General features: G+C 66.9%; 25 protein-coding genes. 9 read left to right on the top strand and 16 right to left on the bottom strand.

The window, feature by feature from the left end:
• Positions 1 to 3: 3 nt before the first annotated feature.
• The 5 genes from QMG28_RS16465 to QMG28_RS16445 are packed head-to-tail and all read left to right on the top strand — an operon-like array spanning position 4 to position 4,619.
• The gene (locus QMG28_RS16465) at positions 4 to 816 is read left to right on the top strand and encodes an aspartate dehydrogenase (RefSeq protein ID WP_281843414.1); all 813 of its coding nucleotides are present in this window, start codon (positions 4 to 6) and stop codon (positions 814 to 816) included.
• Positions 816 to 2,324: an aldehyde dehydrogenase gene (locus QMG28_RS16460; protein WP_281843413.1), complete on the top strand. Its 1,509-nt coding sequence runs from the start codon at positions 816 to 818 to the stop codon at positions 2,322 to 2,324. The genes QMG28_RS16465 and QMG28_RS16460 overlap by 1 nt, the downstream gene beginning before the upstream one ends.
• Positions 2,321 to 3,556 carry an FAD-dependent oxidoreductase gene (locus tag QMG28_RS16455; RefSeq protein WP_281843412.1) on the top strand — a complete coding sequence of 412 codons (1,236 nt, stop codon included), beginning with the start codon at positions 2,321 to 2,323 and terminating at the stop codon, positions 3,554 to 3,556. The genes QMG28_RS16460 and QMG28_RS16455 overlap by 4 nt, the downstream gene beginning before the upstream one ends.
• Positions 3,553 to 4,020, top strand: a complete 468-nt coding sequence (locus QMG28_RS16450) for a flavodoxin domain-containing protein (protein ID WP_281843411.1) — start codon at positions 3,553 to 3,555, stop codon at positions 4,018 to 4,020. The genes QMG28_RS16455 and QMG28_RS16450 overlap by 4 nt, the downstream gene beginning before the upstream one ends.
• Positions 4,017 to 4,619 carry a pentapeptide repeat-containing protein gene (locus QMG28_RS16445; RefSeq protein WP_281843410.1) on the top strand — a complete coding sequence of 201 codons (603 nt, stop codon included), beginning with the start codon at positions 4,017 to 4,019 and terminating at the stop codon, positions 4,617 to 4,619. Before QMG28_RS16450 ends, QMG28_RS16445 begins: the two co-directional genes overlap by 4 nt.
• Before the next feature lie 6 nt (positions 4,620 to 4,625).
• Here the strand turns inward: QMG28_RS16445 and QMG28_RS16440 are convergent, their stop codons facing one another.
• From QMG28_RS16440 to QMG28_RS16430, 3 genes are all read right to left on the bottom strand, one after another.
• Positions 4,626 to 5,444 (bottom strand): IclR family transcriptional regulator, encoded by an 819-nt coding sequence (locus QMG28_RS16440; protein ID WP_281843409.1) that lies wholly within the window; start codon positions 5,442 to 5,444, stop codon positions 4,626 to 4,628.
• A 111-nt stretch (positions 5,445 to 5,555) separates the two neighbouring features.
• Complete coding sequence (locus tag QMG28_RS16435; protein WP_281843408.1) at positions 5,556 to 7,352, bottom strand: glycosyl transferase; 1,797 nt, start codon at positions 7,350 to 7,352, stop codon at positions 5,556 to 5,558.
• A 108-nt stretch (positions 7,353 to 7,460) separates the two neighbouring features.
• Positions 7,461 to 7,865 (bottom strand): META domain-containing protein, encoded by a 405-nt coding sequence (locus QMG28_RS16430; RefSeq protein WP_281843407.1) that lies wholly within the window; start codon positions 7,863 to 7,865, stop codon positions 7,461 to 7,463.
• A 111-nt stretch (positions 7,866 to 7,976) separates the two neighbouring features.
• Here QMG28_RS16430 and mnmH point away from each other — a divergent pair, with 111 nt between their 5' ends.
• Positions 7,977 to 9,020, top strand: a complete 1,044-nt coding sequence (gene mnmH, locus QMG28_RS16425) for a tRNA 2-selenouridine(34) synthase MnmH (RefSeq protein WP_281843406.1) — start codon at positions 7,977 to 7,979, stop codon at positions 9,018 to 9,020.
• On the opposite strand, the gene QMG28_RS16420 is transcribed toward mnmH, so the two are convergent.
• The 7 genes from QMG28_RS16420 to QMG28_RS16390 form a co-directional block, all read right to left on the bottom strand.
• Positions 9,017 to 9,778, bottom strand: a complete 762-nt coding sequence (locus QMG28_RS16420; RefSeq protein WP_281843405.1) for a TIGR02186 family protein — start codon at positions 9,776 to 9,778, stop codon at positions 9,017 to 9,019. The genes mnmH and QMG28_RS16420 overlap by 4 nt on opposite strands.
• A 1-nt stretch (position 9,779) precedes the next feature.
• On the bottom strand, positions 9,780 to 10,694 hold the full coding sequence (locus QMG28_RS16415; RefSeq protein ID WP_281843404.1) for a sulfite exporter TauE/SafE family protein: 915 nt from the start codon (positions 10,692 to 10,694) through the stop codon (positions 9,780 to 9,782).
• Between the two features lie 115 nt (positions 10,695 to 10,809).
• Positions 10,810 to 11,721, bottom strand: a complete 912-nt coding sequence (locus tag QMG28_RS16410) for a sulfite exporter TauE/SafE family protein (RefSeq protein WP_281843403.1) — start codon at positions 11,719 to 11,721, stop codon at positions 10,810 to 10,812.
• A gap of 97 nt (positions 11,722 to 11,818) precedes the next feature.
• On the bottom strand, positions 11,819 to 12,619 hold the full coding sequence (locus tag QMG28_RS16405) for a purine-nucleoside phosphorylase (RefSeq protein WP_281843402.1): 801 nt from the start codon (positions 12,617 to 12,619) through the stop codon (positions 11,819 to 11,821).
• Between the two features lie 35 nt (positions 12,620 to 12,654).
• A complete protein-coding gene (locus tag QMG28_RS16400; RefSeq protein ID WP_281843401.1) occupies positions 12,655 to 13,083 on the bottom strand; it encodes a GNAT family N-acetyltransferase in 429 nt (142 codons plus the stop codon).
• On the bottom strand, positions 13,080 to 13,688 hold the full coding sequence (tsaB, locus tag QMG28_RS16395; protein ID WP_281843400.1) for a tRNA (adenosine(37)-N6)-threonylcarbamoyltransferase complex dimerization subunit type 1 TsaB: 609 nt from the start codon (positions 13,686 to 13,688) through the stop codon (positions 13,080 to 13,082). Before tsaB ends, QMG28_RS16400 begins: the two co-directional genes overlap by 4 nt.
• A complete protein-coding gene (locus QMG28_RS16390; protein ID WP_281843399.1) occupies positions 13,678 to 14,235 on the bottom strand; it encodes a NifU family protein in 558 nt (185 codons plus the stop codon). The genes tsaB and QMG28_RS16390 overlap by 11 nt, the downstream gene beginning before the upstream one ends.
• 132 nt (positions 14,236 to 14,367) lie before the next feature.
• Between QMG28_RS16390 and QMG28_RS16385 the strand changes: the two genes are divergently transcribed.
• Positions 14,368 to 15,261, top strand: coding sequence for a DMT family transporter (locus QMG28_RS16385; protein WP_281843398.1), 894 nt, complete (start codon positions 14,368 to 14,370; stop codon positions 15,259 to 15,261).
• A gap of 75 nt (positions 15,262 to 15,336) precedes the next feature.
• Here QMG28_RS16385 and QMG28_RS16380 read toward each other — a convergent pair whose 3' ends face one another.
• On the bottom strand, positions 15,337 to 15,792 hold the full coding sequence (locus QMG28_RS16380) for a universal stress protein (protein ID WP_281843397.1): 456 nt from the start codon (positions 15,790 to 15,792) through the stop codon (positions 15,337 to 15,339).
• Positions 15,793 to 16,066: 274 nt separating this feature from the next.
• Between QMG28_RS16380 and QMG28_RS16375 the strand changes: the two genes are divergently transcribed.
• A complete protein-coding gene (locus QMG28_RS16375) occupies positions 16,067 to 16,861 on the top strand; it encodes a prephenate dehydrogenase (protein ID WP_281843396.1) in 795 nt (264 codons plus the stop codon).
• Here the strand turns inward: QMG28_RS16375 and QMG28_RS16370 are convergent.
• Entirely contained in the window at positions 16,819 to 17,694 is an 876-nt protein-coding gene (locus tag QMG28_RS16370; protein ID WP_281843395.1) for a branched-chain amino acid aminotransferase, read from the bottom strand. The genes QMG28_RS16375 and QMG28_RS16370 overlap by 43 nt on opposite strands.
• Before the next feature lie 449 nt (positions 17,695 to 18,143).
• Positions 18,144 to 19,169 carry a tryptophan--tRNA ligase gene (gene trpS / locus QMG28_RS16365; protein WP_281843394.1) on the bottom strand — a complete coding sequence of 342 codons (1,026 nt, stop codon included), beginning with the start codon at positions 19,167 to 19,169 and terminating at the stop codon, positions 18,144 to 18,146.
• 71 nt (positions 19,170 to 19,240) lie between these two features.
• Here trpS and QMG28_RS16360 point away from each other — a divergent pair, with 71 nt between their 5' ends.
• A complete protein-coding gene (locus QMG28_RS16360) occupies positions 19,241 to 19,954 on the top strand; it encodes a rhomboid family intramembrane serine protease (protein ID WP_281843393.1) in 714 nt (237 codons plus the stop codon).
• 138 nt (positions 19,955 to 20,092) lie between these two features.
• Here QMG28_RS16360 and murJ read toward each other — a convergent pair whose 3' ends face one another.
• The 3 genes from murJ to QMG28_RS16345 are packed head-to-tail and all read right to left on the bottom strand — an operon-like array spanning position 20,093 to position 25,600.
• The gene (gene murJ, locus QMG28_RS16355; RefSeq protein WP_281843392.1) at positions 20,093 to 21,634 is read right to left on the bottom strand and encodes a murein biosynthesis integral membrane protein MurJ; all 1,542 of its coding nucleotides are present in this window, start codon (positions 21,632 to 21,634) and stop codon (positions 20,093 to 20,095) included.
• Positions 21,634 to 24,396: a [protein-PII] uridylyltransferase gene (locus QMG28_RS16350; RefSeq protein ID WP_281843391.1), complete on the bottom strand. Its 2,763-nt coding sequence runs from the start codon at positions 24,394 to 24,396 to the stop codon at positions 21,634 to 21,636. Before QMG28_RS16350 ends, murJ begins: the two co-directional genes overlap by 1 nt.
• 28 nt (positions 24,397 to 24,424) lie before the next feature.
• Entirely contained in the window at positions 24,425 to 25,600 is a 1,176-nt protein-coding gene (locus tag QMG28_RS16345) for a penicillin-binding protein activator (protein WP_281843390.1), read from the bottom strand.
• Positions 25,601 to 25,641 lie beyond the last annotated feature (41 nt).

Genomic DNA, 25,641 nt, shown 5'->3' with positions numbered 1-25,641 from the left:
CCCATGCATCTCGGCCTGATCGGATACGGCAATATCGCGGCGACGCTGATGGGCTTTCTCGCCGCGCCCGGCGCCCCGGCGGTGACGCGCGTCACCCTGCTGGTGCGCCCGGGCCGGGCCGAAGCGGCGCGCGCCGCGCTGGCCGATCACCCGGCTGAAACCAGCGTGGTCGAAGAGGCCGCGGCGCTGGTGGCGGCAGGCCCCGATCTGGTGGTCGAGGCCGCCGGGCATTCGGGTGTGCGCGACTTCGTGCCCGCTTGCCTCGAAGCGGGGCGCGATGTGGTTGTCGTCTCGGTCGGGGCCTTGGCCGACGATGAGCTTCATGCCCGGCTCGATGCCGCCGCGCGGGCTGGTGGAGCGCGGGTGATCCTGCCCGCCGGGGCCGTCGGCGGGATCGACCTGGTCTCGGCGCTCTCGGCCTCGGGCGAGGTCGCGCTCACCTATCGCGGCACCAAGCCGCCGGCCGCCTGGGCCGGCACCCCGGCAGACGAGATGCTCGATCTCGCCGGGCTGTGCGAACCGGCCACCTTCTTCACCGGCAGCGCCCGCGAAGCGGCTGCCCGCTTTCCGAAAAACGCCAATGTCGCCGCCACGCTCGCGCTGGCCGGGCCGGGGCTCGATGCCACCCGCGTCGAACTGGTGGCCGACCCGGCGGCGCCGGGCAATCTGCATGGCTACGAGTTGTCATCCCCCGCCGCGCGGCTGCGGGTGGAGATCGAAAACCTGCCCTCGGCGGGCAACGCCAAAACCAGCGTGGCGACGATCTATTCGGTGCTGCGCGAGATCCGCAACCGCATTGGCCCGATGGTGATCTGATGAAGGATATGGACGTGGAAACCGATCTGCCCGACGGCAAGCTTTACCTCGCAGGCGAGTGGCGCGAAGGCCGGGGTGCCGAGATCACCTCGGTGTTCCCCGCCGATGGCAGCGTCAACCGTGTGCTCAAGGGCGCGAGCGCGGCGGATGGCGAAGAGGCGATTGCCCGCGCCAAGGCGGCGCAGGCCGATCCGGCCTGGCGCGGGCTGAAGCCGCATGAGCGCGCCCGCCTGCTCTACCGCATCGCCGACGGGATCGAGGAGAATGCCGCTCGCATCGCCCGCATCCAGTCACGCGACACCGGCAAGACCCTGCGCGAAACCGGCGCGCTGGCCGCCTCGGCGGCGGGCACGTTTCGCTATTTCGGCGCGGCGCTGGAAACGATGGACGACGAGATCACCACCCGGCGCGGGCCGTCGATGACGCTGTCGGTGCATGAGCCGCTGGGCGTGGTGGCGGCGATCACGCCGTGGAACTCGCCGATCGCCTCGGATGCCCAGAAGGTCGCCCCGGCGCTGGCGGGCGGCAATGGCGTGGTGCTGAAACCCGCCTCCTGGTCGCCGCTTACGGCGCTGGAGCTGGCGCGGATCGTCGATGAGGCCGGGCTGCCCAAGGGCCTGTTCTCGGTTCTGCCCGGCTCCGGGCGCGAGATCGGCAATCTGCTGGTGGAGCATCCCGACATTGCCAAGGTCAGCTTCACCGGCGGCACCGAGACGGGCCGGTCGCTCGCCGTGAAAGCGGCGGGCAAGCTGATGCCGGTGAGCCTTGAGCTTGGCGGCAAGTCGCCCACCATCGTCTTCGAGGATGCCGATATGGAGCAGGCGCTTGCCGGTGTGCTCTACGGCATCTTCTCCTCCACCGGGCAAAGCTGCATCGCCGGCTCGCGGCTGTTCGTGCAGCGCCGGATCTATGACGAGTTTGTCACCCGGCTGGTGGCGGCGGCGGAGCGGCTGGTGGTCGGCCACCCGTTCGACGACGCCACCCAGATGGGGCCGCTCATTCACATGGATCACCGCGCCGAGGTCGAGGCCCACGTGGCCCGCGCGCTGGAAGACGGCGCCGAATTGCTCACCGGCGGGCATGCGCCGGAGGGCGACGCTTTCGCCAATGGCAGCTTCTACCTGCCGACGATCCTCGCGGGCCTGCCCAACAGCGCCCGGCTCTGCCGTGACGAGGTGTTCGGCCCGGTGCTCGCCGTGCTGCCCTTCGACGATGAAGACGATGTGATCGCCCAGTCGAACGACAACGAATACGGCCTCGCCTGCGGGATCTGGACGCGCGATTTCCCCCGAGCCTGGCGGGTGGGCAGCGCGGTCACCGCCGGCACGGTCTGGCACAATACCTACAAGCAATTCTCGGTCTCGACCCCGTTCGGCGGCGACGGCGCCAGCGGTATCGGGCGCGAGAAAGGCCGTCAGGGCCTGCGCGCCTATATGCGCCAGAAGAGCTTCTACACCGATCTGACGGGTGCGCCCCTGCCCTGGGCGGGCGCTGCGGTGACGCCATGAGCGGCAAGGTCGCCATCATCGGGGCCGGCCCCTCGGGCTGCTTCCTCGCGCAGTCGCTCCTGAAAGCGGCGCCGGAGCTGGAGGTCGATCTGATCGACGCGCTGCCGGTGCCTTACGGGCTGGTGCGCTATGGCGTGGCCGCCGACCATCAGGGCACCAAGGCGATCACCCGCCAGTTCGCCCGCGTCTTCGAGCGGCAGGGCGCGCGGTTTTTCGGCAATGTGGCCGTGGGCCGGGATGTGACCCTCGACGAGCTGCGCGCGGCCTATGATGCGGTGGTGCTGGCGGCGGGGATGTCGGTGGACAACCGCCTTGGCGTGCCGGGCGACGATCTGGCGGGCGTCTATGGCGCGGGCCGGATCACCCGCGCGCTCTACGAGCATCCCGACGCCGAAGCCCTGCCCGATCTCGGGCCGCATCCGCTGATCGTCGGCAACGGCAATGTGGCGATCGACCTGTTGCGCCTGCTCGCGAAAACGCCGGGCGAGCTTGACGGCACCGATCTCGGCCCCGCGCCCACCGGCTGGCTGGCCGGGAGCGGGATCGAGACGATCACGATTACTGGCCGCTCGCCGGCGGCGCGGGCGAAATTCGATCCGGTGATGGTCAAGGAACTGGCCAGGCTGACCGGCGTGACGATCCGCGTGGTGGAGCCGGGCGAGAGCGACGATCCCGACGAGGCCAAACGCCTCGACGCGCTTGCCACCATCGACGGACACGGCGAGGGCGCGCGCGCGGTGACCTTCCGCTTCGGGCTGACCCCGGCGGAGGTGCTGGGCGAGGCGGGCCGGGTCACCGCGCTGCGCTTCACCACGCCGGAGGGCGACGAGACCATCGCCTGCACCTCGGTGCTCACCGCCATCGGCTTCGGCCCCGCCGGCGATCTGCCGCGTGACGCGCTGATCGCTTCGGCCCGCGATGCCGAAGCCGGGGCGCTTGCACCGGGCCTCTATGCGACGGGCTGGTTCCGCCGCGGGCCGCGCGGCACGATCCCCGACAACCGCGCCGATGCGCAGGCGCTTGCCGCGCGCATCCTCGACGAGCTTACCGCCGATCCCGCCAGACCGGGCCGCGCGTTGTTTGACGGCCGGTCGGGGATCGTGGATTACGACGGCTGGTGCCGCATCGACACCACCGAGACCACCGCACCGCCCGAGGGGCGCTGCCGCGCCAAGATCACGACCCGCGCCGGGATGGCGCGGATCGCCAGCGAAGGAGTGACGACCGCATGAAGATCAGCATTCTCTACGGAACCGAAACCGGCAATGCCGAGATGCTGGCCGAAGATATTCAGGCCGAGCTCGAAGGCGCGCATGATGTGAGTTGCGAAAACCTCGCCGATACCGACCCGACCGCGCTCGACCCGACGCAGCTTTACCTGCTCGTCTGCTCGACCTATGGCGACGGCGAGTTGCCGGCTTCGGCCCAACCCTTCGCCGAGGCGATGGACAGCGCCAAACCCGATCTTTCGGCTATTCATTTCGCCATTTTCGGCCTTGGCGACAGCGAATATCATGAAACCTTCAATGGCGGCCCGAAGCACCTTGCGGAACTGATGGTTGCCCACGGCGCGGTGCAGATCGGCGAGCGGGTGGCACATGATGCCTCCGGGCCGGACATGCCCGAAGACCTGGCCTATCCCTGGGCCGAGGCCGTGATCGAGGAGGTCGAGGAAAAGCTGGGCGTGCCGGCATGACCGATCCGGCCGAGATCCGCGCCGTCCTGTGCGAACCCTATCGCCATGGCAGCCACAGCCCCTTCGCCGGGATCACCTGTGACAGGCCGCTCGATCTTTCCGGCCTGACCCTGTCGGGGGTGGACTTCTCCGGCGCGCGGTTTGCGCAGGGCCTCGACGCGCGCGGCGCGCGGTTCGACGGGCTGAGCTGGTTTATCGGCGCCGAGTTCGGCGGCGACGCGCGGTTCGATGGCGCGGTGTTCTCGTCGGATGCCCGCTTCGAGGATGCGCGGTTTTCGGGCGCTGCACGGTTCGGCGAGGCCGAGTTTCGTGGCATCGCCCGTTTCGACCGTGCCCGCTTCGCCAACGGGTTCGAGGCGGCGAAGGTTACCTGCAACGGCAATTGCTCGCTCGAAGCGGCGCAGGTGGCAGGCGCGGCCAGCCTTGCGCAGAGCGAATTCATGGGTGGCCTCTGGTGCCATGACGCGGCCCTGCCCGCCACGACCGATCTCGACGGCACCCAGGTGCATGGCCGCTTGTGGCTGCGCGGTGCGCGGCGGGGCAACGTGCCCCTGCGGCCCGGCGATATCGAGATGGCTTTTGGCTACACCTACGCCTGACCGGCCCTACATCTGGTCGGCACCCCAGCCGCGATAGCCGAGCGCCTCGGAGATTTCCCGGGCCGCCTCCTTCAGCGTCGCCTCGATCCGCCCCACCATCGGGTTGTCGGGCGAGAAGGTGCTGGCATGACCGGTGACGTTGATCCCCGCAATCGCACTGCCCTGGTTGTCGTAAACCGTGACGGCGGCCGAGCCGATATCGGGCTCGAAATTTGCCACGCTCCACGAAATCCCGCGCGTGCGGTCGTTTTCCAACTGCGCGCGCAGGTCTTCCAGCGACGTGCGCGTCTTGTCGGAAAAGGCTTCGAGCGGATGCCCGGCATAAAGCTCATTGAGCTCGCTGTTGCTGAGCGAGGCCAGAAGGATGCGCCCGATCGTGGTGGCATGGGCCGGCAGCCGCGTGCCCTCGCGCACCATGCTGGCGAGGTGGGAGTTCGGCGTTTCGCGCGCAAGGTAGACGATATCGCGCCCGTCCCGCACCCCGAGATGGGCCGAGAGGTTCAGCTCCTCGACCAGCTTGCGCAGCACCGGGCGCGCGGTGGGCACCAGCCCGCGCTCGTTCAGCGCCTGCGAGGCCAGCGTGATAAGCCCGGTGCCGAGCCGGTAGCCGCCGCCATCGGGCACCGCGTCGATCATCCGCTCCGCCTCCAGCGTGGCGAGAAGGCGGATCAGCGTGGTGCGGTTGATGCCGATATCCTTGGCGGTCTGGTTCATGTTGCGGCAGCGGTTGCCCGCCGCGATATGGCGCAACAGCCGGAATGCCCGCTCGACGGGTGGAACGGAATATTCGGGGCGGGATTTTTCGGGTGTATCGTCAGAGGTCATGGGAGAATTGATTTGCGCATATTTGAACAACTGATTTCATAATGGAACAGTGCCGGCAAGGAAAGCCGTATTGCGTGGTCTGATCGCGTTATGTTCGCTGCGCCGAACCGGTCAGTCGCGGTCTTCGTCGAGGCCGAGCAGCTTGCGCCAGGTTTCTTCGCTGGTCATCTCGGCGTAACGCTCCCGGTATTCGGCGACCAGATCGGGATAGGCCCGAACAAGCGCCCGCGCCTGTCGGATCGCCTGCCCCAGCAACGCCAGCCCGCGCTTGCGGTCGAGCCGGACAGTATAGCCCATCTTCGTCGCCCGGTTCACATAGGTGATCTCCCGCGCCCCCCAGATCGGCCAGTTCGGCCCGCGCATCGACAGGCGCAGCACCCGCCGTGCGCCGAAGCGCCCGAAGAAGGGAATGAAGTGGCCGTTGAGGGTGAGAGCCCAGAGCCGGTCGGTCAGGTGGCCGGGCTTGCGCAGGCGGGTGGGGCGTGCGTCAAGAGGGGCCCATTTCTCGTGCACATGGAGCGCGCCGAGCGTTTGGCGCCGCTGCGACATATCGGCGTTTTCAAGAAAGAAGTCGGGGCCCGCCATCACATCGCGCATCGCAAGCAATTGCGCTTCGGCGGCTTCGTAGTGGAAGCGCACGAGGGATTTTACGATCAGACGCAGGGGGACCAACGCGGTTCGCCGAGCACCGCGCTCAAGGCCCTCAAACACCAGGTGATGCATCAGGTGATAGCGGGCGTCGAGGTAGTTGATGAGCGGCGTTTCCTTCTCCCCGAAGGAGTCCTGAAACGACACGACCCCATTCAGCGTGCGGATGTGAAACTGGTTTGCCAAGGCAAAGCCGCTGTCGTCACCGCGCACGAAAAAGGGGAAGGGGTAGTGCCGCGCATGGTCGAGCGGGAAGGCGAAATACCACCAGCCGCCATAGGCGTTATGAGGCAACGGCTTGGCGGCGCGGAACAGCAGTTTGAAAAGTTTCTTTTGTTCGCGCAGGTCGGTGTGCATGTTCTGCGGGCGGCAGATTCCGTCGAAGATCGCGCCGTTCTCGAACATCTCATACTTGCGGGTGTTGGTGATCATCGCGCCGGCTATGGCGGTGGTCGGGTCGGAGGCGAAGGAGAGCAGCGCAAAGGTGCGGCGGATATTCTCCATGTGAAACGAGGCGTCATCGTCCATGAACAGGCAATGCGTGGCGCCGCTGGCGCGGGCCTCCATCATCCCCCGGGCAAAGCCGCCGGAGCCGCCCAGATTGGCATTGGTGATGTAGCGAAGCCCTGGCGTTTCCTCGATCCGGGCCGACATGCCATTGTCGACGATCTGCACAGCGATCCGGTCTGCGAATTCGTAGGTGGTAAGAAATTCGCTGAGCCGGCGCGCTGTCGCCTGAACTTCGGGCTCCCGTTTGAAGGTGGTGATCGAGACGGCAAGCTTCGGCCTGCGCACCGGCCTGTCGCGGGTGACAAAGCGGCCATCGGTGATGGTTGCCGCCGATTTGGCCTCGATCTCCAGATAGAGAAGGCGCAACCCCTGGTGCGTCGCCAGTTCGCTCAGGTCGACGATGTGCGGCCCCTCGGGCGAGAGCACAAGCTCCGTCTCAAGCGCGACCGAGGGAATTCCGCCCGTCGGCATGACCGGCAAATTCGGCCGCACCTGATACACCCTCAGCATCACCTGCCCGGTGCCCCTGAGATCGAATGCCAGGCTCTCCAGCCCACAGGCATCCTGCCATTCGGCACTGTCGAAAGCGTTGAAATAGGTGTCGAAGGAAACGCGCGCGCCTTGTGACAGATGCAGGTGCCCGCTTTCGCTCTGGTGCACCACCTCACCATCGGGTCGGAAATAGAGCGCCGTCTCGGTCGATATCTCCTGTTCAGGAAGAACCAGCGCCTGAAGGGTTGTTTCTGTCATTGGTCTCATCTTGCCTGAAGCGCCGATAGGCGCAGGTCACACTGGGAAAAGAAGCTCCGACCTCTGTATCTGGCCTGGCCACCTGTGCCAATGCGACCACCGCGAGGGTCAGTCGGCTCTGGTCAGCCCAAGCACCGGCCCGCCGTTTGCCGGGATCAGCATCATCCGGTCTGCAACCGGGTCGAAGGCCACGGCGACGGTGCCGGTGAGCGCGTTGAGCACCTGGGTTTCCTGTTCGCCCAGGGCACCGGGGCAGGCCATACGGGTGACCGCGAAGGGCGTGTTGAACGAGAGCACGCCCGGCGCGGCAACGACCTGGCCGGTGAAACGGTTGCAGCCGGTTGTGCCGAAGACGGCGCCATCGGCCGCGAACGCGATCCGGCCGCCTTCCTCTGCAGCCACGCCACCGACCGAGACAAGCGTCCAGCCGCCGGCATTGGCGGATTGGGCGAGTGCCGGCGTTGTAGCCAGGGTACCAAGGGTGAGGGCGAGGGCGAGTTGGCGCAGATGCATGGCGGTCTCCTTTCCATGCGGCATAGCAGAGCCGGGATGGGCCGGGAAGCGGGCACTGGTGTGCGCCGCCGGGCCGCGCTAGGACTTGCCGAGCCGAGAAAGACCTGACCAATGCCCATCACCCTCACCGCGCTCACCGATTTCGCCACCCTGCCGTTCGACGAGGTCATCGACGTCCGCTCGCCGTCGGAATTCGCCGAAGACCGGATGCCGGGCGCGATCAGCTTGCCGGTTTTGTCGGACGAGGAGCGTGCGCGGGTGGGCACGATCTATGTTCAGCAGGAGCCGTTTCTGGCCCGCAAGATCGGCGCGGCGCTGGTGGCGCAGAATGCGGCGCGGCACCTGCAGGGCCCGCTGGCGGATCGTGACGGCGGCTGGCGGCCGCTGGTCTATTGCTGGCGGGGCGGGCAGCGGTCGGGGTCGTTCGCGGCGATCCTGCGCGAGATCGGCTGGCGCGTCGATACGGTGAAAGGCGGCTACAAGGCCTACCGCGCGCTTGTGGTCGATGCGCTCTACCGCGCGCCGCTGGCGCCGCGGGTGGTGATCGTCGACGGCGGCACCGGCACGGCCAAGACCCGTCTGCTGCACGAGATCGCGGCGCAGGGCGGGCAGGTGGTGGACCTGGAGGCGATGGCGGAGCATCGCGGCTCGGTGTTTGGCCCGATGGGCGAGGCGCAACCGGATCAGAAAGCCTTCGAATCGCGCCTCGCGATGGCTCTGGCAGGGCTCGATCCGGCGCGGCCCGTCTTTGTCGAGGCGGAAAGCTCGAAGATCGGCGGGCTGATCGTGCCGCCGTCTTTGTGGAAGCAGATGATCACGGCCGCGCGGGTGGAGGTCGCGGCGCCATTGGCGGCGCGGGCGGCGCATCTGGTGGCGGAGTATCCCGACATGGTGGCCGATCCGGCCCGGCTCGGCGCGGTGCTCGACAAGCTCGTGCGCTATCACGGCCATGCGCGGGTGGATGCCTGGCGGGCACAGGCGGCGGCGGGGGAATTCGCGCCGATGGCCGCTGAGCTCATCGCCGAGCACTACGATCCGCGCTACCGGCGTATTTCGCGTGACGAGGCGCCGCGCCTGCTGACGCTCGATCTGCCCGATCTGACCGGGCAAACGCTGGCGCAGGCGGCGGCGGAGATCATCCGCAAGGCCGGCTAGCTGCGGAAGAACACCCGGAAGAAGGTCGACGCGCCCCAGCCCGCGGCCACGGCGATGGCAAGCGACATCAGGCCGTAAAGCAGCGCCTGTTCGTGGGCCAGATTGTAGAGCCAGCGCTCGATCCCGACCTTGTGCACGTCGATATTGGTGACGTAGTTCGAGACGATATCGCCGCCGCGCGTGAGGTAGATCCGGGCGCGGTAATTGCCTTCGGTCAGGTTCGCCGGCAGCTCGATATGGGTGTCGAACAGGGTGTTGTCGGTCACCCGCACACCGCCTTCCTCCATCGTGTAGAGCCCGTCATTCTCGCGGATGCGGATCACGGCTTCGGCAAAATTGTCGGGGTCGGCCACGTCTTCGGAATGGAAGATGCGGATCGATTCCGGGATCGAGATGTGACGCGCCCTGTCCACCTCCTCCGAGATGATCTCGTTGAACGGGGCTGAGGTCGAGACGGCGTAGAACGAGGGGGCGGCATTCACCTCGACGGCATCGGTATTCACCCAGATGCCCATGCGCTTTTCCTTGCGGCGCACGGTGATCGGATGCGACGGGCCCTCGATCACGACGGCCACGCCCAGATCGCCCTCGGGGGCCGGAGTGTCGCGCTTCACCGCGCCGAAAATCAGGATCTCGGAGCCGACGAAGGTGGCGGTGATCTGCACGGCGTTCTGGCTGAGGCCGGCAACGATTTCCTCGGCCTTGGCCGGCAGGGCCAGGGCGAGCAGGGTGGCGAGCAGTGTCAGAAAACGTGTCATATCAGTGCCCCCCGGCGCCAAGGCTGTAGAGTTCGGACGGCATCAGCAGCAGGTCGAGGCCGAGCTTGATACAGACGGCAAGCACCATCATGGCGAGCAGCACGCGCAGTTGTTCGGCCTTCATCTTCACGCCGATGCGGGTGCCGATCTGGGCGCCGATCACGCCGCCGACGAGCAGCAGCACCGCGAGCGCCACATCGACGGTGTAGTTCGTCGTGGCGTGCATCATGGTGGTGAAGGCGGTGGTGAGGATGATCTGGAACAGCGAGGTGCCGACAACCACCTTGGTGGGCATCCCGAGGATGTAGATCATCGCGGGCACCATGATGAAACCGCCGCCCACGCCCATGATCGCGGCAAGGATACCCACGAGCACCCCCACCATCAGCGGCGGGATCGCCGAGATGTAGAGGCCCGAGGCGCGGAACTTCATCTTGAACGGCAGGTTGTGTACCCAGTTGTGCTTGCGCCGGGTGGACACGGTTTTGCCGCCGCGCGATTTCATCAGCGCGCGCACGGATTCGATGAACATCAGCCCGCCGACAACGCCGAGGAAGACGACGTAGGCCAGCTTGACCAGCAGGTCCACCTGGCCCATCGCCTTGAGGTAGTTGAACACCTGGATGCCGAGGAAGGCGCCGGCGAGGCCGCCGACCTGCAGCACGACCCCCATCTTGATGTCGACGGTCTTGCGTTTGAGATGGGCGAGCACGCCGGAAAAGGACGAGGCCACGATCTGGTTGGCTTCGGTGGCCACCGCCACGGCGGGCGGGATGCCGATGAAGAACAGAAGCGGGGTCATCAGGAAGCCACCGCCCACGCCGAACATCCCCGAGAGGACGCCGACAAGCCCGCCGAGACCAAGCAGCAGGAAGGCGTTGACCGATACTTCAGCGATGGGAAGGTAAATCTGCATGTTGGGGTATTGCTGCAAACAATTGAATATGTCTAGAGGGCTTGTATGATCGCCAGCGAAAGATTTTGCGGAACAATCGTTCGTTTTCGGGTTTCTTTCAGCAATTTCAATTCCTTCACATATTCATGATGGAATAGGACTCGGATGGGTTCAGAACGAGTTCTACACCGATCTTCGCGCTGACGGCCAGCACGAGCGCGGCCAGAAGCACCCGAAGTGTCTCGGCGTCGAGCTTCGCGCCGAGTCGGGTGCCGATCTGCGCCCCGACCACGCCGCCGATCAGCAGGTAGAAGGCGAGGACGAAATCCACCGTGTAGTTGGTGGTGGCTTGCATCAGGGTGGTGAAGCCCGCGAGGATCGTGATCTGGAACAGCGAGGTGCCGATCACCGTTTTCGTCGGCATGTTGAGCAGGTAGATCATCGCCGGCACCATGATGAAGCCGCCGCCCACGCCCATGATCGCGGCCATGACGCCGACGAGCATGCCGACGAGGATCGGCGGGATCACCGAGATATAGAGCCCGGAGGTGCGAAACCGGTAGCGCAGCGGCAGGCCCTGGATCCAGCTATGGTGCTTGCGCTTGAGCGTGACGTTGCCGCCGGTCCGGCGCCGCCGCAGCGCGGTGACCGCCTCGATCATCATCATCGCGCCGATCGAGCCGAGCAGGCCAACGTAAGACAGCTTGATCACCAGGTCGATCTGGCCGAGCTGGGTGAGCCAGTGAAACAGCCGCACGCCGAGGAACGAGCCGCCGATTCCACCCGCGAGCAGGGCGATGCCCATCGGAAAATCAACCGTCTTGCGCTGAAGGTGGGCGAGCAGGCCCGAGAAGGACGAGCCGACGATCAGGTTGCCCTGCGTGCCCACCGCGATGGCCGAGGGGATGCCGATCATGAACAGGAGCGGCGTGAGGATGAACCCGCCGCCCACCCCGAACAGCCCCGAGAGCACCCCGACCAGCGCGCCCAGCCCGAGCAGGACCGGAACGGAGGCAGAGATTTCGCCGATGGGCAGGTAGCTGTGCATATTTGGATTCCCGAATATACGCCGCTGCCTAACGCCGGAACGCGCCGGGCGAAAGGGGGAAAAGGGTGCGACACTTCGGAGCGGCCCGGCCTGCGGGTCACAGCTGTGTGAGCACGCGCGCCAGAAGCCGCTGGAGTTTTTCCGCGCCGAGCGGGGCCATCGCCTTGGTGTGATCGTGGCTGATCGCCTCGTCCGAAAGCCCGGCGGCCATGTTGGTGATCGCCGAAACCGCCACGGCGCGCAGCCCCAGGAAGCGGGCCAGGATCACCTCCGGCACGGTCGACATGCCCACCGCGTCGGCGCCGAGCATCCGAATCGCACGAATCTCGGCGGGGGTTTCGAAGCTGGGGCCGGAATACCAGGCATAGGTGCCGGGGATGAGCGCAATGCCCTCGGCGGCGGCGGCTTCGGTAAACCGGGCGCGCAGGGCGGGATCGTAGGCGTCCTTCATCGGCACGAAGCGGGCATCGGTGGGTTCGCCGATCAGCGGGTTGAGACCGGAAAAGTTGATATGGTCCTCGATCAGCATCAGCTCGCCCGGCGGAATGTCAGCCCGCATCGACCCGGCGGCGTTGGTGAGGATCAGCGTGTCGGCGCCGAGCGCCTTCAGCACCTCGATGGGCAGGCGCATCCCGGCAGGGTTGCCATGCTCGTAGTAATGCTCGCGCGCACCGAACAGTGCCACGCGGGCGCCGAACAGCGTGCCCACCATCAGCTTGGGATTGTGGCCCGAGACCGAGGGCTGCGGAAAGCCGGGCAGATCGGCATAGGGGATCGCCACGCCCTCGACCATCCCGGCCAGATGCCCGAGCCCCGAGCCGAGGATGAGCCCGAGCGCAACGGCCTCCGGCCCGGCCTTGTCGTGGATGATGCGGGCGAGCGTGGCGGCGTCGGTCATGGCGGGCTCCGGTCTGGGTGGGACAGGCCCCGAGCCTAGCCGCCGCCGGTCTCCGGGGCCAGCGGCTTTGCCATCGTCACCGCGTCGACGGTGCCCGAGGGACGGAGGTAATATCCGGCGCGCCGCCCGGTCTGCCGCCAGCCCGCGCGGCTGTAGAGGGCGCAGGCCGCCGCGTTGTCGGCAGCCACTTCGAGAAAGGCGGTGTCGGCGCCGCGCGCCAATGCCCCCCGCTCGAAATCGGCGAGCAGGGCGCGGCCGGTGCCCCTGCGCTGTGTTTCGGGGGCCACGGCGATGGTGATCAGTTCGGCCTCGTCGGCGATGACCCGCCCGATGGCGAAGCCGCCGGGCCGGGTGACCACGAAGCCGCCGGGCCCGGCGATCATGTCGGCGATCTCCTCGGCGCTCCAGGCCCGGCTTTCGATAAAGGCGGCGGCATGGAGGGTGGCGAGGGCGTCGGGCGTCATGGCAGGACCACCGGGGCCGGGTCTTTGGGCGGCGCGGCATCGGCGCCGCGAATGTAGAGCGGCGCCGGACGCGGGATCGTTCCGCCCATGGCAAGCCGGCGCGCGGCGATGCGGGCCATGGCCGGCGGCAGCGTGGCCGGATCGGCGATGGGCGCGCGGGGCAGATCGGGCCGGTGCCTCTCCGGGTCCGTCACGATCCCGGGCGCGTCGGCGCCCTCCGGCCCGAGCACCTGGGCGAAGGTCATGCCCCGGCGTGCATCATGCAGCGAAAGGCAGGGGCGGGCCACGCCCTCGGCCTGCGCTTCCAGCGTCGAGACCCCCACGGCGGGCTTGCCCAGCCCCAGCGCCAGCCCGCGCGCGGCGCTGACGGCGATGCGGATGCCGGTGAAATTGCCGGGGCCGATCCCCACCGCCACCGCGTCGAGATCGGCCCAGCCGGTCTTCGCTTCCGCCAACAACTCTTCCAGCAGCGGCATCAGCCGTTCGGCCTGCCCGCGGGCCATGTCTTCGCGCCGTTCGGCAACGACCTCACCCCCCGCAAGCAAAGCGGCCGCGCAATGCGCGGCCGATGTGTCAAATGCCAGGATCACCGGCTCAGGGGGCAACGGCCCGCACCTCGGTCACTTCCGGCAGGTAATGCTTGAGCAGGTTCTCGATCCCCATTTTCAGCGTCAGCGTCGACGAGGGGCAGCCCGCGCAGGCGCCTTGCAGGTGAAGATAGACCACGCCACGGTCGAAGCCGTGGAAGGTGATATCGCCCCCGTCCTGCGCCACGGCGGGGCGCACGCGGGTGTCGAGCAGTTCCTTGATCTGCGAGACCAGCTCGGCATTTTCGCCGTCGCCGGCTTCATGGCCCCCGGCCTGCTGACCCTCGATCGCCGGGTCGCCGGACTGGAAATGCTCCATGATCGCGCCGAGCAGGGCGGGCTTGATATGGTCCCATTCCACCGCGTCGGATTTGGTGACGGTCACGAAATCGGTGCCGAAGAAAACCCCGGTCACCCCGTCGACATCGAAGACCCGGCGCGCCAGCGGCGATTTCGCGGCGGCGTCGGCAGTCGGAAAATCGGCGGTGCCCGCATCGAGCACGGCCTGGCCGGGCAGGAATTTCAGCGTCGCCGGATTGGGCGTGGATTCGGTCTGAATGAACATTTGGCACACCTTTTCTGTCAGGAATTCATATGCGGTCGCGCGCGCGCCATGTCAAGGATGGTGCGCGGGCCGGGCGGTTCGGGGAGGCGATTTGGCTTGCGCGGCGGCGCGGTTCGCGCTTGGGTCGCGGGCATGACGGATCACGTGAAGGGCCTTCTCATCACCACCCTCGGGGTGCTGTTCATCCTGCCCGACAGCCTGATGGTGCGCCTGATCGCGACCGACGGGGTGACGGTGGCGTTCTGGAAGGCGCTGACAACGGCGGCGGTGATCGGGCTGGGGGTGACGGTGCTGGACGGCCCGGGCGCTTTTGGCCGTGTGATGCGGCTGGGCTGGCAGGCCTGGGTCTATGCCGGGGCGGTCGGCGCATCCGGGGCGGGGTTTGTGATTGCCGTATCGCTGACCTCGGTGGCCAATGTCGTGTTTATCGTGGCGGCGATGCCGGTATTTGCAGCGATCTTCAGTTGGGCCTTTCTCGGCGAGCGGGTCGGCGGGCGAATGCTGGCGACGATGGTTGCCGTCGGCGCCGGGCTGGCGGTGATCGCCTATGGGTCGGGCGAGACGGAGGGCGCGCATTGGTCGGGCGATGTGCTGGCCCTGGCGGTCGCGGCCTGTTTCGCGGGTGGGCTGACGGCGGCGCGCAGCCTCCGGCCGGCGTCGCTGGTTCCGGCGATTCCGGTCGGCTACGGCGCGGCGGCGCTGGTTTTGGTCTTCTTCTCCGCCCCCCTGTCGGTGCCGGCGGATGACTGGATCTGGGTGGCGTTGCATGGCGGGGTTTTCATCGTCGGCTCGACGGTGTTCATCACCATGGGGCCGCGCTGGCTGCCCTCGGCGGAGGTGGCGCTGCTGATCCTGCTCGAAAGCGTCTTTGCGCCGCTCCTGGCATGGGCCGTGGTGGGCGAAGACCCCGGGCGCTGGGCGATGATCGGCGGCGCAATCGTGATCGGCGCATTGTTTGTGTCGAACCTGGCGGCGCTGACGAAGCGCAGGCCGGTGGCGGCGGGCGCGCCCGGTCCGCATGGCTGATCCGGATATGTGACAAAACCACGGAAAAACCCGGGCACCTGGCCCGGGTTTCTGAGTCGGGTGGTGATGACCGGATCAGGTAATGTCCTGAAGCCGTTCCTTCGACATTTCGCCGGGCACGATGGTCATCGGCACCGGCAGGGTGCCGGACTGGCGCATGAGCTGGCTGATGATCGGGCCGGGGCCGCCACGGCCCGAGGCCGCGCCGAGCACCACCACGCCGATATCGGCGCGCTCGCTCACCCGCTTGAGGATTTCTTCCACCACATTGCCTTCGCGGATCACCAGGCGCGGGTCGATATCGTGCTTGTCGCGCATCCATTTGGCGAAAACCTCGAAATGGGCGTGAATCCGCTCCTTGGCCTCTTCGCGCATGATCGAGCCGACACCGATCCAGTGGTTGAATTCCTCGGGCGGAATCACCGCGAGAATCTCGACCTCGCCGCCGGTATGTTCGGCGCGCATTGCGGCGAACCGCATCGCGTTGAGGCATTCTTTGCTGTCGTCGAGGACGACGAGGAACTTGCGCATTCGGTTTCTCCCTGTGGGTCCGCGGCATTTTGTCGGAGCGCGCGGCGCGGATCAAGCACCCATTCATGCGGCAGAATGTGTCGTCCGTCCATGGCTTGTGACCGCGCGCATTTGCGGCTATGGCTGGCACATGTTCGCAACCGTCACCATCTGTTTCGCCTATTATACGCCGCTTCCATAGCGGCGCGCGACAGATATTCATCTACCGCCGCCTGGCCGGTGGTAGACGTTGACAAGGCATTCCCCGGCCCTACGGCCTCTCGGGAAACCTGCCATGGAACAAAGACTTACCAACAGCAAACGGCGCCTCGGCCTGATCGGGTTCGGCGCCTTCGGGCAGCTTGCGGCGGGCGCACTGGCGCGCGATTTCGCCATTGTCGCTCATGACCCCAACCCGGCTGCGCGCATGGCGATGCACCGGCTCGCCGTCACCCCCGCACCGCTCGAAACCGTGGCCGCCAGCCCCATCGTCGTGATCGCCGCGCCGGTTTCGGCCTTCGGCCAGATCGCCGCCGCCATCGCCCCGCACCTGCCGCCCGGCGCGCTGGTCTGCGATGTGGGGTCGGTGAAGATGGCCCCCGCCGCCATTCTCGACGCGGCGCTGCCCGGCCATGTGCGGATCGTGGCGACGCATCCGCTCTTCGGCCCTCAAAGCGCGCGTGATGGTGTGGCGGGGCGCAAGATCGCGCTCTGCCCGTTGCGGGGTGCGTCGGCCCGCCCGGTCGAACGCTTTCTCGCCCGCCGCCTCGGCCTTGACGTGATCGTGACCACGCCCGAGCAGCATGACCGCGAGCTGGCGGTGGTGCAGGGGCTGACCCACCTCGTCGCCCGCGCCATCACCGAGCTTGGCCCGCCGCAGACGCGGATGACCACGCTGAGCTATGAGCGCCTGATGGAAGCGGTGGCGATGGTGCGCGACGATGCGCCGGAGGTGTTCGCCGCGATTGAACGCGACAACCCCTTTGCCGCCGATGTGCGCGCGGCGTTTCTCGACCGCCTGACGGTGCTGTCCGCCGCGAACCGGGATCAGCGCCGGGCGGCGGGGTCGGACTGCGCCCAGTCCCAGTAAAGCGCGCGCACCCGTTTGGTGACCGGCCCGACCTGGTAATTCGTGCCGTCGAATTCCGTCACCGGGGTGACCTTGTGCATATTGCCCGAAAGGAACACCTCGTCGGCGGCGCGGAAATCGTCAAAGCTCAGCACGGTTTCATGTACCGTGACGCCATCGGTGCGCAGATTGGCGATATGGCGCGCGCGGGTGATGCCCGCGAGGAAGGTGCCGTTGGCGATCGGGGTAAACACCTCGCCGTCCTGCACCATGAACACGTTGGCCGAGGCGCTTTCGGCCACGTTGCCGAGCGCATCGGCCACCAGTGCATTGCCATAGCCCTTCGATTTCGCCTCCGCGATCATCCGCGCGTTGTTCGGGTAGAGGCTGCCGGCCTTGGCGTTCACCACTGCGCTTTCCAGCACCGGGCGGCGGAACCGGGTGGTGGTGAGCGTCGTGCTCGCATCGGGGGCGGCAATCGGAATCTCTTCGAGGCAGATCGAAAAGCCGGTGGCGTCGGGGCTGGGCAGGATGCCGAGCGCGCCGCTGTCGATGCCCCAATACATCGGCCGGATATAGACCGGGGTGCCGGCGGGATAGAGCTTCAGCCCCTCCCAGACGATATCCATCATCTCCTCGACCGAAACGGTCGGGGTGATCATCAGCGCCTCGGCAGAGCGGTTCACCCGCTCCAGGTGCTTGTCGAGATCGGGGGCGATATCGTCGACGAAGCGCGCGCCGTCGAACACCGTCGAGCCCAGCCAGGCGCCGTGATCGCCGGCCTTCATCACCGGCACATTGCCCTCGTGCCACTGGCCTTCGAAATATGTCCGCAGATTGGTGCCCGCTGCCATCGTCGTCTCCTCCTGATTGGCGGCGAGACTAGGAGCGTGCGTGCGGAAGGTCCAGCGGCCAATCCCGCCCGGAGCTTCGACAAAAAAGCGCCCCCGGGCGGGATGGCCGGGGGCGCAATCGCGCAACGCAGGGATAGGGACAGGCGCGCGAGACGCGGCGGCCGGGTATGGACGGTACCGCGATGCGCCCCTGTCTAACGCGGCGTTGATTCCGTTTTGTGACAGGTGGCGCGCGGCGGGGTCACCGCCGCGAGCGCACGAAGCCCATGATGTCGAAGCAAGCGTAGGGTGTGCATTCATGCGCACCGCTCGTCCGGACAGGTTGTCGGTGGAATGGTGCGCATGAATGCGCACCTACCGCCCCGTCGAACCCGCGTCCTGACATTTCGAACCACTGGCGCTACCTTCAATGGAAGCAGCACCATCCCATCCGCCCAAGATCGGACCCCTCACCGCCGCGAGCGCACGAAGCCCATGATGTCGAAGGTCCGCTCAAGGATCGGGTTGGCGATGGCCTCCGCCTTCTCGGCTCCCCTGGCGAGAATCGCGTCGATCTCGTCGGGCGTGTCGAGCAGGCGTTTCATCTCGGTCGAGATCGGCGCGAGCTTCTCCACCGCCAGATCGGCCAGCGCCGGCTTGAACTTGCCCCAACCCTCGCCACCATACTCGTTGAGCACCGAATCCGGCGTGATATCGGCCAGCGCCGCATAGATCTCGACGAGGTTCTTCGCCTCGGGCCGGTTCTTCAGCCCGTCGAACGAGACCGGCAGTTCCTCGGGATCGGTGCGCGCCTTCCTGAGCTTTTTGGCGATGGTGTCGGCATCGTCGGTCATGTTGATCCGCTCCATGTCGCTCTCGCCCGATTTCGACATCTTTTTCGAGCCGTCGCGCAGGTTCATCACCCGCATCCCCGGCCCCTCGATCACCGGCTCGGTGAGCGGGAAGAAATCAACGCCGTAATCGTGGTTGAACTTCTGGGCGATGTCGCGCGTCAGCTCCACATGCTGCTTCTGGTCCTCGCCCACCGGCACATGGGTGGCGTGGTAAAGCAGGATATCGGCGGCCATCAGCGACGGATAGGCATAGAGGCCGAGCGATTGCTTCTCGGCGTTCTTGCCGGCCTTTTCCTTGAACTGGGTCATCCGGTTCATCCAGCCCAGCCGGGCGACGCAGTTGAACAGCCAGGCCAGCTCGGCATGGGCCGGCACCTGCGCCTGGTTGAACAGGATCGACTTTTCCGGGTCGATCCCGCTTGCCAGCATCCCCGCCGCCACTTCACGGGTGGCGTGCCGGAGCTCCGCCGGATCCTGCCAGACGGTGATCGCGTGCAGATCGACCACGCAATAAACGGTTTCGAAGTCGGGCCCCTGCATGTTGACCCAACGCTTGATCGCGCCGAGATAGTTGCCGAGGGTCAGCCCGCCGGAGGGCTTGATCCCGGAAAAGACGCGGGGGGTGAAGGCGTTGTCGGCCATGATCGAACTCCGTCTGGATTTCTCTGCCCGGCTCGCTTACCCATGCGGGGGCGAAGCGTCAAGGAATGGCCATGAAACCCGTCTTCCCTCTCCCCCAGGATCAGGACCATAACGCCCCCCCGGTGAACCCGCTGCCGGTGAGCGTGATCCTCCTCGCGCTGGCGATCTTCGGGGTGGAACTGGTGATGACGGCCGCGGGCGCGGGCTATCTCGGCGGCCCGGCGGGCACCGGCTGGCGGCTGGCCGCGATCGAACGCTTCGGCTTCTACGAGCCGCTGATGAACTGGATGATCGAGAACCGGCTGATCCGCTGGGATTACATGCTGCGCTTCGTCTCCTATCCGTTCATCCACGGCACCTTCACCCATGCGCTCTTCGTGCTCGTCTTCCTGCTCGCCATGGGCAAGCTGGTGGGCGAGGTGCTGGCGGATTGGGCGGTGCTGGTGATCTTCTTCGGCGCCACCATCGTCGGCGCGCTGATCTATGGGCTGGTATGGGATACCCGGGTGATGCTGTTTGGCGGCTATCCCGGCGCCTACGGGCTGGTTGGCGGTTTCACCTTCATCCTCTGGGCCGGGCTGGCCGGGCGGGCGACCGGCATGCAGGCTTTCACGCTCATTGCCTTCCTGATGGGCATCCAGCTTGTCTTCGGGCTGCTGTTCGGCGGCGGGCAGACCTGGGTGGCCGATCTTTCCGGCTTCGCGGCGGGCTTCGGCCTTGCCTTCCTCGTCAGCCCCGGCGGCTGGCAGGCGGTGCTGCGGCGGCTGCGGCAACGGCAAGGGTAACGTTTCGGCAAGGATTGCCGCGCGCCGCATCTGCGGGAAAAACAGCGCGCGAACAGCCTGTTAGGAAGATGTCAGAAACTCCGGAAATCCGGATTTCTGGTTTTCGGAGGGACAGGTTCAGCAAACCTCAGGCGGCGCTCAGTCGCGCCGCATCGCATCGCGGAATTCGCCGAGCCGGAATGCCCGGACAAGATGACCGATCCCGAAATAGCTGGCGATCCCCGCAACGATGAGGATCAGCAGCGCCAGCGCGTCCCAGCCCGGCGCGGCCAGCATCTGGCGCAGCGGAATGGTCAGCGCCCAGATGATGCCGCCCATCGCCCAGGCCGCGATCCCGATTCGCCAAAGCCGGGTGCGGAAGCGCGCGTCGAACCGGGTGGAGCTGCCCATCCGCCAGGTGCCGAACCACAGCAGCGCCACCATCGCCCAGCCCGCGAGCGTGGTGCCGATAGCGGCCGCGATATAGCCGACCACCGGCGCAAGGCCGACCGCAAGCCCGGCATTCACCGCCAGCGAGACCAGCGCGAAATAGAACGGCGTGCGGGTGTTTTCGCGGGCAAAATAGACCGGCTGGAGCACCTTTTGCAGCACGAAGGCGGGCAGGCCGAGGCCATAGATCTGCACCGCGAGCGCGGTGGCGGCGGCATCGTCGGCGGTGAAGGCGCCACGTTGAAACAGCACCTGCACCAGCGGCATCGGGATCAGCAGCAGCGCCACCGAGGCGGGCACCGTCAGCGCCAGCGCCATCTCGCCGGCGCGGCTCAGCGAATGGCGCCCGCCGGCATCGTCCTCCGCCCGCAGGCGGCGCGACAGATCGGGCAGCAGCACCACGCCGATGGCGATGCCGACCACGCCGAGCGGAAGCTGGTAGAGCCGGTCGGCATAGTTGAGCCAGGCAATCGCCCCATCGTAGAAGCTGGCGACCTGGCGGCCGATCAGCAGGTTGATCTGCACCACGCCACCCGCCAGCGCGGCGGGCAGGGCGATCCGCGCGAGGCGCCTGAGTTCCGGCGTCATGCGCGGGCGTTCCGGCACCAGCCGGTAGCCGGCCCGCGCGGCGGCGATCCAGACAAGGGTCACCTGCGCCACCCCGGCGACGGGCACCGCCCATGAGAGGGTGAGGCCCATATCCCACCCCGCCCAGGCGCCGAGAGAGAGCGCGGCGATGAAGATCAGGTTGAGCAGAACCGGCGCGGCGGCGGCGGCGGTAAAGCGCCCCGTGGCGTTCAGCACACCCGAGAGCAGCGCGGCCAGCGAAATGAACAGGATATAGGGAAACGCGATCCGCCCGTAGAGCACGGCAAGGCCGAAGCGGTCGTCGGCCAGAAAGCCCGAGGCCATCGCCAGCACCAGCGCGGGCATGAACACCTGCGCCACGACGGTGAAGATGATGAGCACCGTCCCCAGCCCGGTAAAGGCATCGCGGGCGAATTCATGCGCCCCCTGTCCCGCCTCGACACGCTTGGAAAACATCGGCACGAACGCCATGTTGAACGCGCCCTCGGCAAAGAACCGGCGGAACATGTTGGGCAGCGAGAAGGCGATCAGAAAAGCCTCGGCCACCGGCCCGGCCCCGAGAGCCGCGGCGATGACCATGTCGCGGACGAAGCCGAGCAGGCGCGAGGCCATCGTCCATCCGCCCACCGTCAGAAAGCCGCGAACCAGACGAATGCCCGCCATCAGGTGTTGGCCCGTTCCGCGCCGCGCTCGATCGCTTCGCGCAGCTTCTTCTCCAGCGCCTTGCGCTTCGGTTCGCTGTGGAATTTGAGCCCGAACATGTCTTTCACGTAGAAGGTATCGACCACCTGCTCACCATAGGTCGCGATCACGGCGGAGGCGATATAGACGTTATTGGCCGCCAGCGCCCGGGTCAGATCGTAAAGCAGGCCCGGCCGGTCGCGGGTATCGACCTCGATGATCGAATAGATCTCCGAGCCCTCGTTGTCGAAGCTGATATTGGTGGGCACCCGGAAGGCGCGCTCGCGCTTCTTGATCTTGTCGCGGTCGCGCATCGCCTCGCGCGCCACCACTTCGCCTTTCAGCGTCTTGTGGATCATGTCCTCAAGCCGCTTCAGCCGCGATTGTTCGAACGGCTTGCCCTCGTTGTCCTGAATCCAGAATACCGGCGTCGCCCAGCCGTCTTTCGAGGTATAGGTGCGCGCATCCACCACATTGGCGCCGACCAGCGCCAGCGCGCCGGCGAGGCGCGAGAAGATGCCCGGATGGTCGGCCAGGGCAAAGGCGGCGCGGGTGGCGTCGCGGTCGATGTCTTGCGTCAGGTCGATGCGGATTTCATGCGCGTCGAGGCCCCTGAGCAGTTTGGCGAAGACGACGTGTTCGTCGGTCGAAAGCCCCTGCCAGTACGGCTCGTAATGGCGCGTGGTTTCGGTGCGCAGGTCTTTCTTGTCCCAGCTCCCGAGCGCGTCGCGCAGCGCCTTTTTCGCCTCGGTCGCCCGCGCCCCGGTCGAATAGGCTTCGATCCCGTCTTCCAGCGCGCGGCGGGTCTGGTTGTACAGATCGCGCAGCAAGGCCGCCTTCCAGTTGTTCCAGACATGCGGGCCGACGCCACGGATATCGCAGACGGTCAGCACCAGCAGCAGATCGAGCCGCGCCTTCGACCCCACCGCCTTGGCAAACCCCTTCACCGTGCGCGGGTCCGACAGATCGCGCTTCTGCGCCACGTCCGACATCAGCAGGTGATAGCGCACCAGCCATTCCACCGTTTCCGTCTCGGCTCTGGTCAGCCCGAGGCGCGGCGCCACCACCCGGGCGATCCGCGCGCCGAGGATCGAGTGATCCTCCTCGCGGCCCTTGCCGAGATCGTGGCAGAACAGGGCGGTATAGAGCACCCGGCGGTCGATCCCGGCCTTCATGATCCGGCTCGACACCGGCAGGTCTTCCACCCGTTCGCCGCGCTCGATCTCGGCCAGCGCCGAGATCACCTGAATCGTGTGCTCGTCGACCGTGTAGCTGTGATACATGTTGAACTGCATCATCGCCACGATCGGGGCGAATTCGGGGATGAAGGCGCCAAGCACGCCAAGCTCGTTCATCCGCCGCAGCGCCCGCTCGGGATTGCCGTGCTTGATGAGCAGGTCCAGAAAGATCCGGCCCGCCTCCTTCGAGTTGCGCACATCGTCGTCGATCAGGTCGAGATGGGCGGTGGCCAGGCGCATCGCGTCGGGATGGATCAGCAGGCCGGTGCGCAGCGCTTCCTCGAACATGCGCAGAATGTTCAGCCCGTCCGACAGAAAGGCTGTCTCGTCGGCGATGGTCATCCGCCCCTGATTGACCGAAAACGGCGCCCGTATCCGGCGGCGGCGCTTGAACAGGCCCTGCAACAGCGGCTCGCGCTTCACATGGCTGCTTTCGAGCGCGGTGAGGAAGATGCGGGTCAGCTCGCCCACCGCCGTGGCATGGCGGAAGTAGTCCTGCATGAAATGCTCGACGGCCCGCCGCCCGCCCTTGTCTTCATAGCCCATCCGGCCCGCCACCTCGACCTGCAGATCGAAGGTGAGCTGGTCCATCGCCCGCCCGGTGATCAGGTGCAAATGGCAGCGTATGGCCCAGAGATAATTGTCGGCCTCCTGAAAGGTGGCGTATTCGTCCTCGGTGAACATGCCAAGCTGGCGCAGTTCGGCGATCCGGCTCACCCGGTGCACGTATTTCGCCACCCAGAACAGGGTCTGCAGATCGCGCAGGCCGCCCTTGCCCTCTTTCACATTGGGCTCGACCACGTAGCGCTGGCCGCCCTGTTTCTTGTGGCGGTTGGCGCGTTCTTCGAGCTTGGCCTCGATAAACTCGGCCTCGGTGCCTTTGAACAACCCCGACCAGAGCTGTTCGCCCAGCTCGGCCGACAGATCGCTGTCGCCGCAGATATGGCGGTGCTCCAGAAGCGCGGTGCGGATGGTGAAATCGTCTTTGCCGAGCCGCAGGCAATCCTTCACCGTGCGGGCCGAATGGCCGACCTTCAGGCGCAGATCCCACAGCATGTAGAGCATGCTCTCGATCACGCTCTCGGCCCAGGGGGTGATCTTGTAGGGGGTGAGAAACAGCAGGTCGACGTCGGAAAACGGCGCCATCTCGAACCGCCCGTAGCCGCCCACCGCCAGCACGGCGAGCCGCTCGCCCGCTGTCGGATTGTGGAGCGGGTGGAGATGTGTCGTCGCGACGGTGAATGCGGTGTCGACCACGCAATCGGTCAGCCAGGCATAGGCGCGCACCGTGGCATGGGCGGCAATCGGGTCGTCAGCGAGCGCGCCGGCAATCGCTTCGCGGCCCGAGGCGAGCACGCCGCGCAGGACCGAAACGGTGTTGGCGCGCAGCTTCGCGCCATCGCCCGCCGCGTCCTCGACCCCGCCGGCGATGGCTTCGGCGACCGACGCCCGGTCGAAAATCTCTTCGCGTGGACAGATCAGCCCTTCGGGCGTGGCATCGAGCATTTTGGCCTCAGGCTGGACCGGGGATGGATCAATAGCCGGCGCCGGAGAAGCTTCTCGGAGCCGGGTCGATCACCACGATCTCTTTGTTCTGAACCGATGCGATGGCAAGGCCGCGCTCGGCGGTGCCGTCGCCGCGCAGGCGGAAGACGCCGTTGACGCCGACAAAGCCCTGCGGCTGGGTCAGCCCGGCGCCTGTCAGCGCATCGGCATTGCCCGCCTTCACCAGCGCGCCGATGGCGGCGATGCCGTCATAGGCAAGCCCGGCGATGGCATGGGGCTGCGCGCCGTAGGCGGCAAGGTAGCGCTGCTGGAACTGTTCCTGCAGCGCCGGATCGGGGATCGCGAACCAGCCACCCTGCAGCCCCGGCAGGGTGCGGGCCGAGGCCGGGATATCCCAGCGTTGCAGGCCGATATACTGGATGTTGGCCGGGCTCAGGCCGTTCTCGGGCAGAAGCTGCGCGAGGAAGGGAATCGCGCCATCGGTGCCGGAGGTGAGGAACACCGAGGTCGCGCCCGAGGACCGGGCGGTGGAGGTGATCGTCGGCACCGCGTTGATCACGCCGGTCTGCGACACTTCAAAGGTCACATTGCCCGCCGATTGCGCGCCCGGCGTGGCGGCGATGGCGCGCGCCACCGTGTCGCGGCCGATCTCTTCGGCGGCGTTCTGGCCGTTGACCACGAGGATATTGCCCTTGCCGCTGGCGGCGGCATAGCGCACCAGCCGGTTGGCGGTGTTCTGGAAGGTGTTGCCGAGCACGAAGACGTTGCCGCCCGCGACTTCGGGGTTGTTGGAGAAGGCCAGCACGTTCACGCCGCGCGCGGCACGGCCGGCGGCGGCGGCGTTCTGGGCATAGACCGGCCCGAGGATCACCTTGGCGCCTTCGCTCACCGCCTGGCCCGCCACGGTGGCGGCCTGGCTGGCGCTGCCGGCCGTGTTGTAGACGCGCAGATCGACGGTCACCCCGTCAAGCTCGCGCATGGCGAGGCGGGCGGCGTTTTCGAGCGAGGCGGCCAGCGCGTCGTCGGCCGCATTGCCGCCGCCGCGCGGCACCAGCAACGCAACGGGAACCGGCCGCGAGGTGTCGATACGGGGGCCGCCGGCCCCGGTGCCGAATCCGCCGCCACAGGCGGTGAGCCAGAGCAGGGACAGAACCGCGACAATCGCGCCCGAGAGCTTGCGGGCGCCGCGCAAAAACGCAAACATGGACAAATCCTTCTCTTTCTCGCCGATCCGGGCCATATGGA

Source organism: Sinisalibacter aestuarii (genome assembly GCF_027923545.1).
Classification (GTDB): Bacteria; Pseudomonadota; Alphaproteobacteria; order Rhodobacterales; family Rhodobacteraceae; genus Sinisalibacter; species Sinisalibacter aestuarii.
This window is presented reverse-complemented; position numbering and strand designations above follow the sequence as displayed.

What these genes read in the sequence shown, in the direction of transcription:
- QMG28_RS16410 (WP_281843403.1), bottom strand. Translation starts at nt 11,721, where the DNA reads ATGCACAGCTACCTGCCCATCGGCGAAATCTCTGCCTCCGTTCCGGTC.
- QMG28_RS16360 (WP_281843393.1), top strand. Translation starts at nt 19,241, where the DNA reads ATGAAACCCGTCTTCCCTCTCCCCCAGGATCAGGACCATAACGCCCCC.
- QMG28_RS16420 (WP_281843405.1), bottom strand. Translation starts at nt 9,778, where the DNA reads ATGACACGTTTTCTGACACTGCTCGCCACCCTGCTCGCCCTGGCCCTG.
- QMG28_RS16405 (WP_281843402.1), bottom strand. Translation starts at nt 12,619, where the DNA reads ATGACCGACGCCGCCACGCTCGCCCGCATCATCCACGACAAGGCCGGG.
- QMG28_RS16375 (WP_281843396.1), top strand. Translation starts at nt 16,067, where the DNA reads ATGGAACAAAGACTTACCAACAGCAAACGGCGCCTCGGCCTGATCGGG.
- QMG28_RS16435 (WP_281843408.1), bottom strand. Translation starts at nt 7,352, where the DNA reads ATGACAGAAACAACCCTTCAGGCGCTGGTTCTTCCTGAACAGGAGATA.
- QMG28_RS16415 (WP_281843404.1), bottom strand. Translation starts at nt 10,694, where the DNA reads ATGCAGATTTACCTTCCCATCGCTGAAGTATCGGTCAACGCCTTCCTG.
- QMG28_RS16465 (WP_281843414.1), top strand. Translation starts at nt 4, where the DNA reads ATGCATCTCGGCCTGATCGGATACGGCAATATCGCGGCGACGCTGATG.
- mnmH (WP_281843406.1), top strand. Translation starts at nt 7,977, where the DNA reads ATGCCCATCACCCTCACCGCGCTCACCGATTTCGCCACCCTGCCGTTC.
- QMG28_RS16390 (WP_281843399.1), bottom strand. Translation starts at nt 14,235, where the DNA reads ATGTTCATTCAGACCGAATCCACGCCCAATCCGGCGACGCTGAAATTC.
- QMG28_RS16400 (WP_281843401.1), bottom strand. Translation starts at nt 13,083, where the DNA reads ATGACGCCCGACGCCCTCGCCACCCTCCATGCCGCCGCCTTTATCGAA.
- QMG28_RS16450 (WP_281843411.1), top strand. Translation starts at nt 3,553, where the DNA reads ATGAAGATCAGCATTCTCTACGGAACCGAAACCGGCAATGCCGAGATG.
- QMG28_RS16385 (WP_281843398.1), top strand. Translation starts at nt 14,368, where the DNA reads ATGACGGATCACGTGAAGGGCCTTCTCATCACCACCCTCGGGGTGCTG.
- QMG28_RS16430 (WP_281843407.1), bottom strand. Translation starts at nt 7,865, where the DNA reads ATGCATCTGCGCCAACTCGCCCTCGCCCTCACCCTTGGTACCCTGGCT.
- QMG28_RS16380 (WP_281843397.1), bottom strand. Translation starts at nt 15,792, where the DNA reads ATGCGCAAGTTCCTCGTCGTCCTCGACGACAGCAAAGAATGCCTCAAC.
- QMG28_RS16350 (WP_281843391.1), bottom strand. Translation starts at nt 24,396, where the DNA reads ATGCTCGATGCCACGCCCGAAGGGCTGATCTGTCCACGCGAAGAGATT.
- QMG28_RS16370 (WP_281843395.1), bottom strand. Translation starts at nt 17,694, where the DNA reads ATGGCAGCGGGCACCAATCTGCGGACATATTTCGAAGGCCAGTGGCAC.
- QMG28_RS16445 (WP_281843410.1), top strand. Translation starts at nt 4,017, where the DNA reads ATGACCGATCCGGCCGAGATCCGCGCCGTCCTGTGCGAACCCTATCGC.
- QMG28_RS16440 (WP_281843409.1), bottom strand. Translation starts at nt 5,444, where the DNA reads ATGACCTCTGACGATACACCCGAAAAATCCCGCCCCGAATATTCCGTT.
- QMG28_RS16455 (WP_281843412.1), top strand. Translation starts at nt 2,321, where the DNA reads ATGAGCGGCAAGGTCGCCATCATCGGGGCCGGCCCCTCGGGCTGCTTC.
- QMG28_RS16460 (WP_281843413.1), top strand. Translation starts at nt 816, where the DNA reads ATGAAGGATATGGACGTGGAAACCGATCTGCCCGACGGCAAGCTTTAC.
- murJ (WP_281843392.1), bottom strand. Translation starts at nt 21,634, where the DNA reads ATGGCGGGCATTCGTCTGGTTCGCGGCTTTCTGACGGTGGGCGGATGG.
- trpS (WP_281843394.1), bottom strand. Translation starts at nt 19,169, where the DNA reads ATGGCCGACAACGCCTTCACCCCCCGCGTCTTTTCCGGGATCAAGCCC.
- QMG28_RS16345 (WP_281843390.1), bottom strand. Translation starts at nt 25,600, where the DNA reads ATGTTTGCGTTTTTGCGCGGCGCCCGCAAGCTCTCGGGCGCGATTGTC.